We start from the raw sequence: 12958 nt of genomic DNA on the forward strand, positions 1-12958 counted from the left end.
TGTTCGCCCATTAAAGCGGTACGCGAGCTGGGTTCAGAACGTCGTGAGACAGTTCGGTCCCTATCCGGCGCGGGCGTAGGATATCTGAGAGGAGCTGTCCTTAGTACGAGAGGACCGGGATGGACGGACCGCTGGTGTATCAGCTGCATCGCCAGATGCATAAGGCTGGGTAGCCAAGTCCGGAAGGGATAAACGCTGAAGGCATCTAAGCGTGAAGCCCCCCTCAAGATGAGATATCCCTGCTTCGGCAGTAAGACCCCTTAGAGACTATGAGGTAGATAGGCACAAGGTGTAAGCATGGTAACATGTTCAGCTGATGTGTACTAATAGGTCGAGGGCTTGTCCAAAAAATGGATATAGAACGAAAAAATGTGTTGACTTTCTGAAATAGATGTATTAAAATCTTTAGTGTTCGGTTTTGAAGGTACAGACGAAATATCTGGCCCGGTGGCTCAGCTGGTTAGAGCGCCGCCCTGTCACGGCGGAGGTCAGGGGTTCGAACCCCCTTCGGGTCGTTCATAATCTAATTTTTGTATATATAATCTGGGGTCTTAGCTCAGCTGGGAGAGCATCTGCCTTACAAGCAGAGGGTCATAGGTTCGAGCCCTATAGGCCCCACTATTTCTGAGAAGAGATTCTCATGAAATAAGCCGATGTGGCTCAATTGGCAGAGCAGCTGATTTGTAATCAGCAGGTTAACGGTTCGAGTCCGCTCATCGGCTCTTTATATGGATGGCTTCCCGAGTGGCCAAAGGGGACAGACTGTAAATCTGCTGCAAATTGCTTCGGTGGTTCGAATCCACCGCCATCCATTCAACTAAATAACGCGGGGTGGAGCAGTCTGGAAGCTCGTCGGGCTCATAACCCGAAGGTCATAGGTTCAAATCCTGTCCCCGCTACTCAAGTTTGCCTAGATAGCTCAGTTGGTAGAGCAGAGGACTGAAAATCCTCGTGTCCTTGGTTCGATTCCGAGTCTAGGCATCTTTTTTATTAATCTTTTTGATATTCCTTTTCTTCCCAAATACTTATAAATGATATTTTATTTCAAGAAGATAGTGATTTAATTAATTGTTTATTGATTATTGTAAAATATGCTTTTAAAATAAACTCTAGACTTACTTTTAAAGGTGGTACCATTTTAATGACTAAGCAAGAGAAATTAGAGAGAAAGAGTAAGATCAGAGAAGCACTTAAGAAACATGGACAGGAGATTCTTTCTTCTCACTCATTTATAAAATCCAATGGCTTTATCCAGCACGGAGATATGTCAGTATATGAGCATAGTATAAATGTTGCAGAGAGAGCTCTTAGAATAAACAGATTCCTGCATGCGAAGAGTGTTGAGCGTGATCTGGTAAGAGGCGCTCTTTTGCATGATTATTTCCTCTATGATTGGCATGTAGATGGCAAGGATAAGGGTAATATACATCCTAAGCTTCATGGCTTTTATCACCCCGGTACAGCGCTTAAAAATGCCAGCAGGGACTTTGTATTAACACCCAGGGAAAAGGACATTATACAGAAGCATATGTGGCCTCTGACGATTGTTCCTCCGCTTTGCAGAGAAGCATGGATTGTGACACTGGCTGATAAGTATTGTTCTCTTATGGAGACCTTAGGACTTCATAAAGCTAAGGTAAAGGCCAGATATATCGAAATACCAAGAGAAGATGATTGATATTGATTATAAATTGTTTAAAGGTGCCGTATGGCACCTTTTTTCATGTAGGTTAAGCGCAAAATAAAAAAAGGCAAATGCACGAAGCATTCGCCTTTATTATATCTATTGAACCAAATCAAGCTATCAAAGCTTAGGGCCAGCAGCTACAAGAGCCTTACCAGCGTCATTGCCTTCATACTTCTTGAAGTTCTTTGTGAATCTTTCAGCAAGATCCTTAGCCTTAGCTTCCCACTCAGAAGCATCAGCGTATGTATCACGAGGATCAAGGATTGCAGGATCAACTCCAGGAAGAGATGTAGGAACCTCGAAATCGAAGATCGGGATCTTCTTTGTCTCAGCCTTGTTTACATCACCGTTAAGGATAGCATCGATGATACCACGTGTATCCTTGATGGAGATACGCTTGCCTGTGCCGTTCCAACCTGTGTTAACAAGGTAAGCCTTAGCACCAGACTTCTGCATCTTCTTAACAAGCTCTTCACCATACTTTGTAGGATGAAGCTCAAGGAATGCCTGACCGAAGCAAGCTGAGAATGTAGGTGTGGGTTCTGTGATACCACGCTCTGTACCAGCAAGCTTAGCTGTGAATCCTGAAAGGAAGTAGTACTGTGTCTGCTCAGGTGTAAGGATAGAAACCGGAGGAAGTACTCCAAACGCATCAGCTGAAAGGAAGATAACGTTCTGAGCATCAGGACCAGCGGAAATCTTGTTAACCTTTGAAGCAATGTTGCCGATGTGGCTGATAGGATAAGATACACGAGTATTCTCTGTAACGCTCTTATCATCGAAATCAATCTTGCCGCTTCCGTCAACTGTTACGTTCTCAAGAAGAGCATCTCTCTTGATAGCGTTGTAGATATCAGGCTCAGCGTCCTTATCAAGACCGATAACCTTAGCATAGCAACCACCTTCGAAGTTGAATACGCCGTTGTCATCCCAACCGTGCTCGTCATCACCGATGAGGAGTCTCTTAGGATCTGTTGAAAGTGTTGTCTTACCTGTTCCGGAAAGACCGAAGAAGATAGCTGTGTTCTTACCATCCATATCTGTGTTAGCAGAGCAGTGCATGGAAGCCATACCCTTAAGAGGAAGGTAATAGTTCATCATTGAGAACATACCCTTCTTCATCTCTCCGCCGTACCATGTGTTTATGATAACCTGCTCACGGCTTGTGATGTTGAATGCTACGCAAGTCTCAGAGTTAAGACCAAGCTCCTTGTAGTTATCAACCTTAGCCTTAGATGCGTTGTAAACAACGAAATCAGGCTCGAAGTTTGCAAGCTCTTCATCTGTAGGAACGATGAACATGTTCTTGATGAAGTGAGCTTGCCAAGCAACCTCAACGATGAAACGAACCGCCATGCGAGAATCCTTGTTAGCACCGCAGAAAGCATCAACTACGAAAAGTCTCTTGTCGCAAAGCTCTTTCTTAGCGATATCCTTAACTGTTGCCCAAACCTCCTCGCTCATAGGATGGTTGTCGTTCTTATACTCGTCAGTTGTCCACCAAACAGTATCCTTTGAGTTAGCGTCCATAACGATGTACTTATCTTTAGGAGAACGTCCTGTATAGATACCTGTCATAACATTAACAGCGCCAAGCTCAGTATCCTGACCCTTTTCATAACCTTCAAGACCAGCCTTCATCTCTTCTTCATAGAGAAGCTCATAAGAAGGATTGTGAACGATCTCAGTTGTGCCAGTAATACCATACTGTGTTAAATTGATTTCTGCCATTTCTTTAACTCCTTTTCTTTTTCTATTGTGATAGCTGATTGTCTGAAAAAACAACAGCTAAACGCTCATACACTACATTATACAATACTTTGTCAGAAAAATAACGTAAATTATAGAAATTTAACAAATAGTTAAAATTTGCAGGTATAAACAGGATTATATGAAAATAATTTACTACTTCTGAGAAATTGTCTCATTAAATAAAGAGATGAAGGATTGTGCCGTAAGTGAGAGCTCATCTAAGGTGTAGGTCTTATTTACATCAATATCAAAGTCTGAAGAGACAATAGGAATATCATGAAATTCCAAAACCTTTGTAACCTGGAAAATATCAGCTATAGGCGCAGGCATAACAAGCGTGATCGGAATTCTGGATGTGGTATTTGGATTCCCGGCACCGATTATCTTTGCACTTCTCCTTAATGAAGTAAAAAAGTTAAATACAAGAAGCTGGTACAGACTGTTTCATACATGCCGTACTTCATTTCAATGGTTGTTGTATGCGGGATTCACTGATGAAGTACTTAAGTCACAGGGGTATAATGAGGATGATAACTTCAACATCGTTGCAACATGTGCACCTGTAATGAAGGAAGGCGACACACCTGAGATCGGATATTCCACAAGTGAGCTTGTAAAGGACAGATGGGTATCGCGGCAACAACAAAGGATCTTGAGCTTGCATGCAGATATCTTGATTACTGGTACACACCTGAGGTAATGATGCTTGGAACAATGGGTGTTGAGGGTGAGACCTACGTTGTTGATGATGACGGAACATATCATCTTTCAGACCAGATGAAGGATATGGTATCAAGCGGCAAGGTTAACACAGATTTACACGGAGGCTACATAATAATGAAACAGTTTAGACAGGATGATTCCACTATCGTAAGCACGAAAGCAGGAAAACTACAGGGATACTTTTTTGACGGAACTTATATTTTCAAGGGAGTTCATTATGCAGAAGCAGAGCGTTTTTGTCAGCCTACAGAGGTTGAGCCCTGGGAAGGAATAAAGGACGCTACATCATTTGGCATGGTCTGCCCGCTTATGCACCAGGATACACCCCGCGGAGAGCTCATGGTTCCCCATGCATACTGGCCTCAGGATGAGCATTGCCAGAACCTCAACGTATGGTCAACAGAGCTCGATAAAAATGCTAAAAAACCGGTTATGGTATGGCTTCATGGAGGCGGATTCTTTGCAGGATCTTCCATAGAACAGCTCTGCTATGACGGCGCGGCTATGGCTAAGGAAGGTGACGTGGTTGTTGTAACAATCAACCACCGTCTAAACCTCCTTGGCTACCTGGATCTTTCACCCTTTGGAGATAAGTATAAAAATTCCGGCAACTGCGGTAATGCGGACATGGTGGCAGCACTTAAGTGGGTTAAGGAAAATATTGCAGCCTTCGGTGGAGACCCTGACAACGTAACAATCTTTGGACAGTCAGGCGGCGGAATGAAGGTTACATCACTTATGCAGACTCCTGCTGCAGACGGCCTCTTCCACAAGGGCATCGTAATGAGCGGTGTTCTTGGTAAGGACTTCATGGATACAGGAAAAGGTGATGGAAAGCCTATCGTAACCGCAATGTTAAAGGAGCTTGGTCTTACTGAAAATGATGTTGATAAGCTTCAGACACTGCCTTACGAGAGACTGGTTGAAGCCTATGAAAAGGCTGCTCCTGAGATCAAAAAGCAGGGCCTCTATGTTGGAATGTCACCTATGATCAATAACTGGTATCAGGGAGAGCCTCAGTTTACAGGCTTTACCGAGAACGCAGCAAAGATCCCGATGATGATCGGAAGCGTCTTTGGAGAATTTGCTTTCATGCCTCTTGATTTTGACAAGACAAAGATGACAGAGGATGAGATGAAGGAGAGACTTACAAGGATATTCGGGGGTAAGACAGAGGAGCTTATTGAGAAGTTTAAAAAGGCATATCCTGATAAGAAGATTATTGATGTTATGTCCTTTGACTCAATTTTCAGAGCACCTACCAAGGTTCTTATTGAAGAAGCAAGTAAGAGACCTGAGGCACCTGTGTATTCATACCTGTTTGCCTTAGAGTTCCCGATTCAGCATAACAAGCCGGCATGGCACTGCTCCGATATTGCATTCTTCTTCCACAATATAGATCTTGTGCCTGTGGCTAATGTTCCGGGAGTCTCAGATAAGCTTCAGGAGCAGATCTTTAAGGCAGTTATTAACTTTGCAAAGACAGGCGACCCGAATCATGAAGAGCTTCCTGCCTGGGATGCATCAAAGCCCGGTGATGAGGCGACAATGATATTCGACAGAACTTGTGAATGCAGGCATAATTTTGACAACGAGCTTGTAGATCTCCATAAGACAATCATTCCTAAGTTAGAGTTTGGAGGAGATGTGGAGATACAGCACTAAAATTGGTTACTCTCTTTTTCATAAACCAACTTGAAAAGGCTACCGCCATGTTGCGGTAGTCTTTTCGCGATATTATAGTTATATGTAGAAAGAGAGGCCTATGAAAACAATAAAGGAAGAACTTGAAAACTTAAGAGATGGTGATCTGTATCCGTTCCACATGCCGGGGCATAAGAGAAATCCTGATGCCGGAAGCATGGCGGGATACATGGATATAGATATTACGGAAATAGATGATTACGATAACCTCCATGATGCAGAGGGCATGATACTTGAGGCACAAAAAAGGGCAAAGAGGCTTTACGGCGCAGACGAGACCTTTTTCCTTGTAAACGGAAGTACCTCAGGAGTGTTGTCTGCTGTGTCGGCAGCAGTATCAGAGGGAGGTCTTCTTATTGTGGGAAGAAATTCCCATAAGGCGCTGTATAACGCAGCATATTTAAGAAAATTAGAGCTGCGATACTTATCGCCTGTAAGGGTAAAGGTCCCCGGTGGGGGATTTCTTATGGGAGCGGTAGACCCCGAAGAGGTTGAGAAGAAACTCGCTGAAAATGAAAAGGCCGAGGCGGTTTTTATCACTTCACCAACCTATGAGGGAATATCCTCGGATATCAGAAAAATAGCAGATATTTGCCATAAGTATAATAAAATCCTGATAGTTGATGCAGCCCACGGAGCCCATTTGGGATTGCATGAGGGGCTCCCCTTAAATGCGGTGACAGAAGGAGCGGACATTGTAATACACAGCGTCCATAAGACTTTGGCATCAATGACACAGACAGCGATTCTTCATGTTCAGGGAGACCTTGTAAACAGAGACAGGCTGCGGAGATTTCTCAGGATTTATCAGTCAAGCAGTCCCTCCTACGTATTAATGTCATCAATAGATTCCTGTATAGGAGATATTGAAAAAAGAGGAGACGAGATATTCGGGGGACTTCTGGAATATAAGGACAGGATACTTAAGGAAACAGCTGACTGCAAAAATCTCTTCATCGCACCTGCGGGCATTATTTCAGATCCCTGCAAGGTCCTTGTGTGTGCAAGGGACTCTGCTATCACAGGGCAGCGTATATATGATATACTTCGATTAGAATACAGACTTCAGCCTGAGATGGCAGGTGACTTTTATGCGCTAATGATCATCACGGGATATGATACGAAGGATGGCATAGAGAGACTCATAGCTGCCATAAAGGACATGGATATCCGCATAACAAACGAGGATATCGTTAAAGAAAAGTCCGAGTTAAAAAAAGCCGGTATTAATGATATTACTGAAAAGGAATCTGTAATAAACACAGAGTATCCAAAGGCACTTTTCCCTATATATAAGGCATGGGATACGGAGCGGGAGATGGTGGATATCACCACAGCTTCCGGCAGAGTGTCTGGTGAGTTCATTAATTTGTATCCGCCGGGGATACCACTTATTGCACCGGGAGAGATTTTTACAAAGCAGATGATCCATGATATAGGCGAATACATTAATGCAGATATGAATGTGCAGGGCGTCTGTATATCAGGTAACGGAGATAGAAAGGTAAGCGTATTAAAAAGCGCTGATTGATATGGGAAAGATATTTGAGATCATGGGCAGAAGCTCATGTGGCAAGGACACAATTTATAAGCACCTTTTGGAGAGGGGCAATGTTGACCTCAACAAGGTCATTATATATACGACAAGACCTATGCGTGAGAAGGAAAAGGACGGTGTGCAGTACTTTTTCTGCAGCATAGAGCGTTATGAGAGTCTTAAGGCAGACCGAAAAATAATAGAGGAGCGCACATATAACACCGTCTATGGCCCTTGGCACTATTTCACGGTTGATGATGGACAGATAGATCTCTCCAAGGGAAATTACCTCATTATCGGAACGGTGGAAATGTTTGTATCCATTCGTGAGTACTTCGGAGAGGGCAATGTGGTGCCGCTCATGATAAGTGCCACAGACGGCGAGATCATGAAGAGAGCCATGAAGAGAGAGCAAAAGCAGGAGGAGCCAAAGTACGATGAAATGTGCAGGCGCTTCCTTGCGGATAAGGCGGATTATGCAGATGAAAAGCTTGCAGCAGCAGGCATAACAAGAACCTTTGACAACAACGGTGAGCTTGAGGACTGCATAAAGGAGATTGAGAAGTTCATCCTCGAAGAGACAAAGTAAAGAGGTGGGTTTATTATGGATATCAGGATTGATAATATTCAGCAGACCACACAGGTTCAGCAGACTGGGGGCGTCCAGGAGGCAAGCGGGGATTTTAAATTCACGCTTACAAGTAAGATCGAGGATGCGTCACTTGCCGAGCGCTTAAATCTCATGATGCAGGATATTGTTCAGCAGGGAAAACAGATCTCCAAGAAAAATGATATCCGTGACATGCAAAGATACAGGCTTCTCATAAAGGATTTCCTTAATGAGATAGTTACAAGATCCCACGCCTTTTCAAGAGAAAACTTCCTGGACAGAAGAGGACGCCACAGAGTCTACGGCATAATAAGGCTGATTGATGATAACCTGGACGAGCTGGCGCAGGAGCTTGTTAAGGATGAAAAGGACAACATAAATATCCTGGCAAAAATTGGACAGATTGAAGGCCTTTTGCTTGATATTTTCACGTAATAAAGGTTAGGTACAGGGGAGGAACTGCCGTAAATGGCGCTTTTTTCAGACATAATAGAGCAGAATCAGATAAAGGAGCATATGCAGAATGCTCTAAGGACAGATAAGATATCCCACGCATACATAATATCGGGGGATACGGGCAGCGGCAAAAAGATGATCGCAAATATCTTTGCTCAGGCGATTCTGTGTGAGGATAAGAAGGAAATAGACGGCTATATCGAGCCCTGCGGGGAGTGTCATTCCTGTAAGCAGGCGCTGGCGGGCACACATCCGGACATCCGCGTCGTGATGCATGAAAAGCCGACCTCAATAGGTGTGGATGAGATAAGGACGCAGGTTTGCGATGATGTTTATATTAAGCCCTATTCGGATCATAAGATCTATATAATTCCGGACGGCGAGCTAATGACAGCTCAGGCGCAGAATGCTCTTCTTAAGACTCTTGAGGAGCCTCCTGCTTACACTACGATCATTATTCTGACTTCAAATATAGACGCATTTCTTCAAACCATACTCAGTAGATGTATAGTCTTTCCGATAAAATCAGTCAGGGACGATCTCATACAGAAATATCTCATGGAAAAAAGAAAAATTGTGGATTACAAGGCAAGGCTGGCGGTTTCCTTTGCACAGGGAAATGTCGGCAAGGCTATCCTTTTGACTGAAAATGAGAACTTTGAGAAGTTAAAGAACGGCGCCATAGATCTGATGGACAGACTTCCGAGAACTCAGGCGGGAGATCTGGCAGAAAGGCTTCTGGCCCTTCTTACACCTGAGGATTCATCGGATAAAAAGCCCGATGTGATAATGACAAATGACTTTCTGGATGTACTGCTGTTTTACGTCAGGGATCTTCTTGTCTACAAGGCGGAGAAGAGCGCGGATCACTTGATTTTCGCGGATAAACTGTCGTATATTAGTAGTGTTACGGATAAGTGTTCCTATAAGGAAATTGATAATATTTTAAATGCAATCGAGAGGGCGAGAACAAGGATTCGTGCCAACGTAAACAGCATGATGACTCTCGAGATGCTGATGCTTGATATAAAGGAGAATTTATAATATATGACCAGAGTTATCGGCGTAAGATTCAGAACGGCCGGCAAGATCTACTATTTTGATCCGGGTAACTTTGATATAAAAAAGGGTGACCATGTAATTGTTGAGACAGCCAGAGGTGTTGAGTACGGCACAGTACTTTCAGATCCCAAGGATGTTGAGGATGAGGAAGTTACAAAGCCCCTTAAGTCAGTGCTTCGCATGGCCAATGATAAGGACAACGAGCAGGAAAAGAACAACAGAGTCAGAGAGAAGGAAGCCTTCAGGATCTGTAAGGAGAAGATAATCAAGCATGGTCTTGAGATGAAGCTTATAGATGCTGAGTATACCTTTGACAACAACAAGGTTCTGTTCTATTTCACTGCTGATGGAAGAATTGACTTCAGAGACCTTGTTAAGGATCTGGCATCTGAGTTTAAGACAAGAATCGAGCTCAGACAGATCGGTGTAAGAGATGAGACCAAGATAATCGGTGGCTATGGAATATGCGGAAGACCGCTTTGCTGCCATTCTTATCTTTCAGACTTTATACCTGTTTCCATAAAAATGGCTAAGGAGCAGAATCTGTCACTTAATCCCACCAAGATTTCAGGTGTGTGTGGAAGACTTATGTGCTGCCTCAAAAACGAAGAGGATGTATATGAAGAGCTTAACCGCAAGATGCCCGGAATCGGTGATATCGTTAAGACAGAGGATGATCTTGAGGGCGAGGTAGCAAGTGTAAATATTCTTAGACAGACTGTTCGAATCCTTGTTGATGTTGATGATGAGAAGGAAGTTCATGAGGTAAATGTGGACGATCTTACTCTTGTAAGGAAAAAGCAGAAACATAAGCAGAACGGTCCTAAGGAGAAGGATGCTGACGAAGAGGCTGCAAAGGCTTTGGAGCAGCAGGACAGAGATATTAATACCTCTGAGAAGCCTCAGAAGAACAAGAATCAGAACAGAGATAATCAGGACAGAAATAAGAATCAGGAAAACAAGGGCCAGGATAACAACAGAGGCCAGGACAATAACAAGAACCAGGGAAATAATAAATCCCAGGATAACAACAAGAATCAGAACAACAATAAGCCTCAGGAAAACAAGGCTCAGGAAAATAAGACCCAAGATAACAATAAGAACCAGGACAATCGTGATAAGTCCCAGGATCATGGCCAGAATGACGGTCCAAACGGACCTCAGCAGAAGGGCCATAAGAACTTCGATAAGAAGAATAACAACAGACGCAGGAATTTTAATAATAAGAAGAACCACAATAACCGTGGTCAGAATTCCGGAAACCAGGATAACAAGGGACAGGACAACAGAAACCGAAATCGCGGTGAGGAATCGGATGCAAAGAACTGAGGACAAAGATAAGCTCCTTAAGGAAGGAGAAAGACTGGATGATCTTCAGCGAAATGGACTGATGATCATTCAGGATCCCGAGAGGTTCTGCTTTGGAATGGATGCGGTTCTGCTATCAGGATTTGCCACAGCGGCAGCAGGCGATAAGGTTCTTGACCTGGGAACAGGTACGGGAATCATTCCGATTCTAATGTCTGCAAAGACAAATGCGGAGCATTTCGTAGGACTTGAAATACAAAAAGACAGTGCGGATATGGCTATGCGAAGCGTCATGTACAATGACTTAACTGAGCGCGTGAGTATAGTAAACGGAGATATAAAAGAGGCGGAGAAATTATTTGAACCTGCCTCTTTTGACGTTGTAACAACAAATCCGCCGTATATGATAAAGGGGCACGGTCTGACTAATCCTGACAGCCCCAAGGCTATAGCAAGACATGAGGTGCTGTGCGACTTAAACGATGTGCTGAGGGCTGCCAAGATCATGCTTCATCCCGGCGGAAAGTTTTTTATGGTGCACAGACCCTTCAGACTTGCCGAGATATTTGACTGTATGCGCAAGAACAGGATAGAGCCCAAGCGCATCAGACTGATACATCCGTATCTTGATAAGGAACCCGGCATGGTTCTGATAGAGGGTGCAAGGGATGGAAAGCCAAGGCTTGCTATAGAACCACCGCTGATTATTTATGAAAAGCCCGGAGAATACAGCCGGGAAATGAAGGAGAATTATGGCTTCTAACACACAGGGTATGCTGTATTTATGCGCAACTCCCATAGGAAACCTTAGTGACATAACCGCAAGGGTCTTAGAGACTCTTGAAAAGGTGGACTTAATCGCTGCTGAGGACACGAGGAACAGCATCAAGCTTTTAAACCATTTCGATATACATACTGAAATGACAAGCTACCACGAGTACAACAAGGTGGAGAAGGCTGAGTACCTCATAAGGCTTATGCAGGAAGGAAAGGATATAGCACTTATCACGGATGCAGGGACTCCTGCTATCTCTGATCCCGGAGAGGTTCTTGTAAGAATGTGCCATGAAGCGGGAATTACCGTGACATCACTTCCGGGACCTGCTGCATGTATTACAGCGCTTACACTTTCAGGGCTTAATACCAGAAGGTTTGTGTTCGAGGGATTTTTACCGGGACAGGATGATAAAAAGGAAAGACGCCGAATCCTGGAGCAGCTTCAAAATGAGCACAGAACCATCATAATGTATGAGGCACCTCATCACCTTAAGGCAACTTTAAAGGATTTAAAGGAAGCTCTGGGTGACAGGAAGATTTCAATATGCAGAGAGCTCACCAAGAGATTCGAAGAGGTGATGCCTACAACAATAGATGGGGCGATAGCATATTACGAGGAAAATGAACCCAGAGGAGAATATGTCCTTGTAATAGAGGGAGTAAGCCTGGAGGAGCTGAACAGACAGAAGCAGGAGGAGTGGACAAAGATGAGCCTTGAGGACCACATGGCCTACTATGAAAATAGCGGCATGAGTCACAAGGATGCCATGAAACAGGTTGCTTCTGACAGAGGAGTTGGAAAAAGGGAGATTTATCAGGCACTTTTGGATAAATCCAAATAACGCATTTGGGGAGTAATTATTTTATGTTAGATAAAACCATAATGGTTTTTGCGATCGTTGCAGGGGTAGTTCTTTTTGTTCTGCTTGGGCTACTTATTATAGTAAGAATTCGAAGACAGAGGCCACTTCCTATGGATGAACTGGAGGGCCATGACTTTGAATACTACTGCGCTGACCTTTTAAGGGAGCATGGATTTCTGGATGTTGAAGTGACCAAGGGAAGCGGGGATTTCGGAGCGGACATCCTTGCTGAAAAGGATGGAGTAAGCTATGCGATCCAGTGCAAATGCTACGATAAGCCTATTGGAGTGAAGGCAGTCCAGGAGGTTTACGCAGGAAGAGATTACTACGACTGCATGATAGGCGTTGTTATGACTAATCAGTACTTTACGGCACCTGCTGTAGAGCTTGCCAGGAAGCTAAAGATAATGCTTTGGGACAGGGGATATATAGATAGTATGTAAATAAAAGAGCCACCGGAAAACCGGCGGCTCTTTTTC

Annotated in this window: 11 protein-coding genes, 6 tRNA genes, 1 rRNA gene and 2 pseudogenes; 18 read left to right on the plus strand and 2 right to left on the minus strand. The window is 43.9% G+C overall.

Annotated features, from left to right (window positions below):
* The 8 genes from G587_RS0102960 to G587_RS21165 form a co-directional block, all read left to right on the plus strand.
* Positions 1–347, plus strand: a 23S ribosomal RNA gene (locus G587_RS0102960); the annotation flags it as partial.
* A 94-nt stretch (positions 348–441) separates the two neighbouring features.
* Positions 442–515 (plus strand) — tRNA-Asp (locus G587_RS0102965).
* 30 nt (positions 516–545) lie between these two features.
* A tRNA-Val gene (locus G587_RS0102970) sits at positions 546–618 on the plus strand.
* Between the two features lie 31 nt (positions 619–649).
* Positions 650–722 (plus strand) — tRNA-Thr (locus G587_RS0102975).
* Positions 723–730: 8 nt separating this feature from the next.
* A tRNA-Tyr gene (locus G587_RS0102980) sits at positions 731–812 on the plus strand.
* 13 nt (positions 813–825) lie between these two features.
* Positions 826–899 (plus strand) — tRNA-Met (locus tag G587_RS0102985).
* 9 nt (positions 900–908) lie between these two features.
* Positions 909–981: transfer RNA gene (locus G587_RS0102990), tRNA-Phe, on the plus strand.
* A gap of 160 nt (positions 982–1141) precedes the next feature.
* Positions 1142–1678 (plus strand): HD domain-containing protein, encoded by a 537-nt coding sequence (locus G587_RS21165; RefSeq protein ID WP_051200637.1) that lies wholly within the window; start codon positions 1142–1144, stop codon positions 1676–1678.
* A 126-nt stretch (positions 1679–1804) separates the two neighbouring features.
* Here G587_RS21165 and pckA read toward each other — a convergent pair whose 3' ends face one another.
* Together pckA and G587_RS25300 are read right to left on the minus strand one after the other, a co-directional pair.
* A complete protein-coding gene (pckA, locus tag G587_RS0103000) occupies positions 1805–3418 on the minus strand; it encodes a phosphoenolpyruvate carboxykinase (ATP) (RefSeq protein WP_026491029.1) in 1614 nt (537 codons plus the stop codon).
* 174 nt (positions 3419–3592) lie between these two features.
* Positions 3593–3769 (minus strand): hypothetical protein, encoded by a 177-nt coding sequence (locus G587_RS25300; RefSeq protein WP_155829405.1) that lies wholly within the window; start codon positions 3767–3769, stop codon positions 3593–3595.
* Positions 3770–3794: 25 nt separating this feature from the next.
* Between G587_RS25300 and G587_RS26830 the strand changes: the two are divergent.
* From G587_RS26830 to G587_RS0103050, 10 genes and pseudogenes are all read left to right on the plus strand, one after another.
* Positions 3795–3928 (plus strand): annotated as a pseudogene (locus tag G587_RS26830) (sugar ABC transporter permease); the annotation flags it as partial.
* 135 nt (positions 3929–4063) lie between these two features.
* Positions 4064–5827, plus strand: coding sequence for a carboxylesterase/lipase family protein (locus G587_RS0103010; protein WP_242830024.1), 1764 nt, complete (start codon positions 4064–4066; stop codon positions 5825–5827).
* A 100-nt stretch (positions 5828–5927) separates the two neighbouring features.
* Complete coding sequence (locus G587_RS21170) at positions 5928–7397, plus strand: aminotransferase class I/II-fold pyridoxal phosphate-dependent enzyme (protein WP_035785607.1); 1470 nt, start codon at positions 5928–5930, stop codon at positions 7395–7397.
* A gap of 1 nt (position 7398) precedes the next feature.
* A complete protein-coding gene (locus G587_RS0103020) occupies positions 7399–7992 on the plus strand; it encodes a hypothetical protein (protein ID WP_026491031.1) in 594 nt (197 codons plus the stop codon).
* Between the two features lie 15 nt (positions 7993–8007).
* Positions 8008–8448, plus strand: coding sequence for a YaaR family protein (locus G587_RS0103025; protein WP_026491032.1), 441 nt, complete (start codon positions 8008–8010; stop codon positions 8446–8448).
* A 33-nt stretch (positions 8449–8481) separates the two neighbouring features.
* On the plus strand, positions 8482–9513 hold the full coding sequence (locus tag G587_RS0103030; protein WP_026491033.1) for a DNA polymerase III subunit: 1032 nt from the start codon (positions 8482–8484) through the stop codon (positions 9511–9513).
* A gap of 3 nt (positions 9514–9516) precedes the next feature.
* A pseudogene (locus G587_RS26530) lies at positions 9517–10407 on the plus strand (PSP1 domain-containing protein); the annotation flags it as partial.
* 439 nt (positions 10408–10846) lie between these two features.
* Positions 10847–11602: a tRNA1(Val) (adenine(37)-N6)-methyltransferase gene (locus tag G587_RS0103040; RefSeq protein ID WP_026491034.1), complete on the plus strand. Its 756-nt coding sequence runs from the start codon at positions 10847–10849 to the stop codon at positions 11600–11602.
* Complete coding sequence (rsmI, locus tag G587_RS0103045) at positions 11592–12458, plus strand: 16S rRNA (cytidine(1402)-2'-O)-methyltransferase (RefSeq protein ID WP_026491035.1); 867 nt, start codon at positions 11592–11594, stop codon at positions 12456–12458. Before G587_RS0103040 ends, rsmI begins: the two co-directional genes overlap by 11 nt.
* A gap of 23 nt (positions 12459–12481) precedes the next feature.
* A complete protein-coding gene (locus G587_RS0103050; protein ID WP_026491036.1) occupies positions 12482–12922 on the plus strand; it encodes a restriction endonuclease in 441 nt (146 codons plus the stop codon).
* Positions 12923–12958: the final 36 nt, after the last annotated feature.

It is taken from the genome of Butyrivibrio sp. XPD2002 (assembly GCF_000423945.1).
GTDB lineage: Bacteria > Bacillota > Clostridia > Lachnospirales > Lachnospiraceae > Butyrivibrio.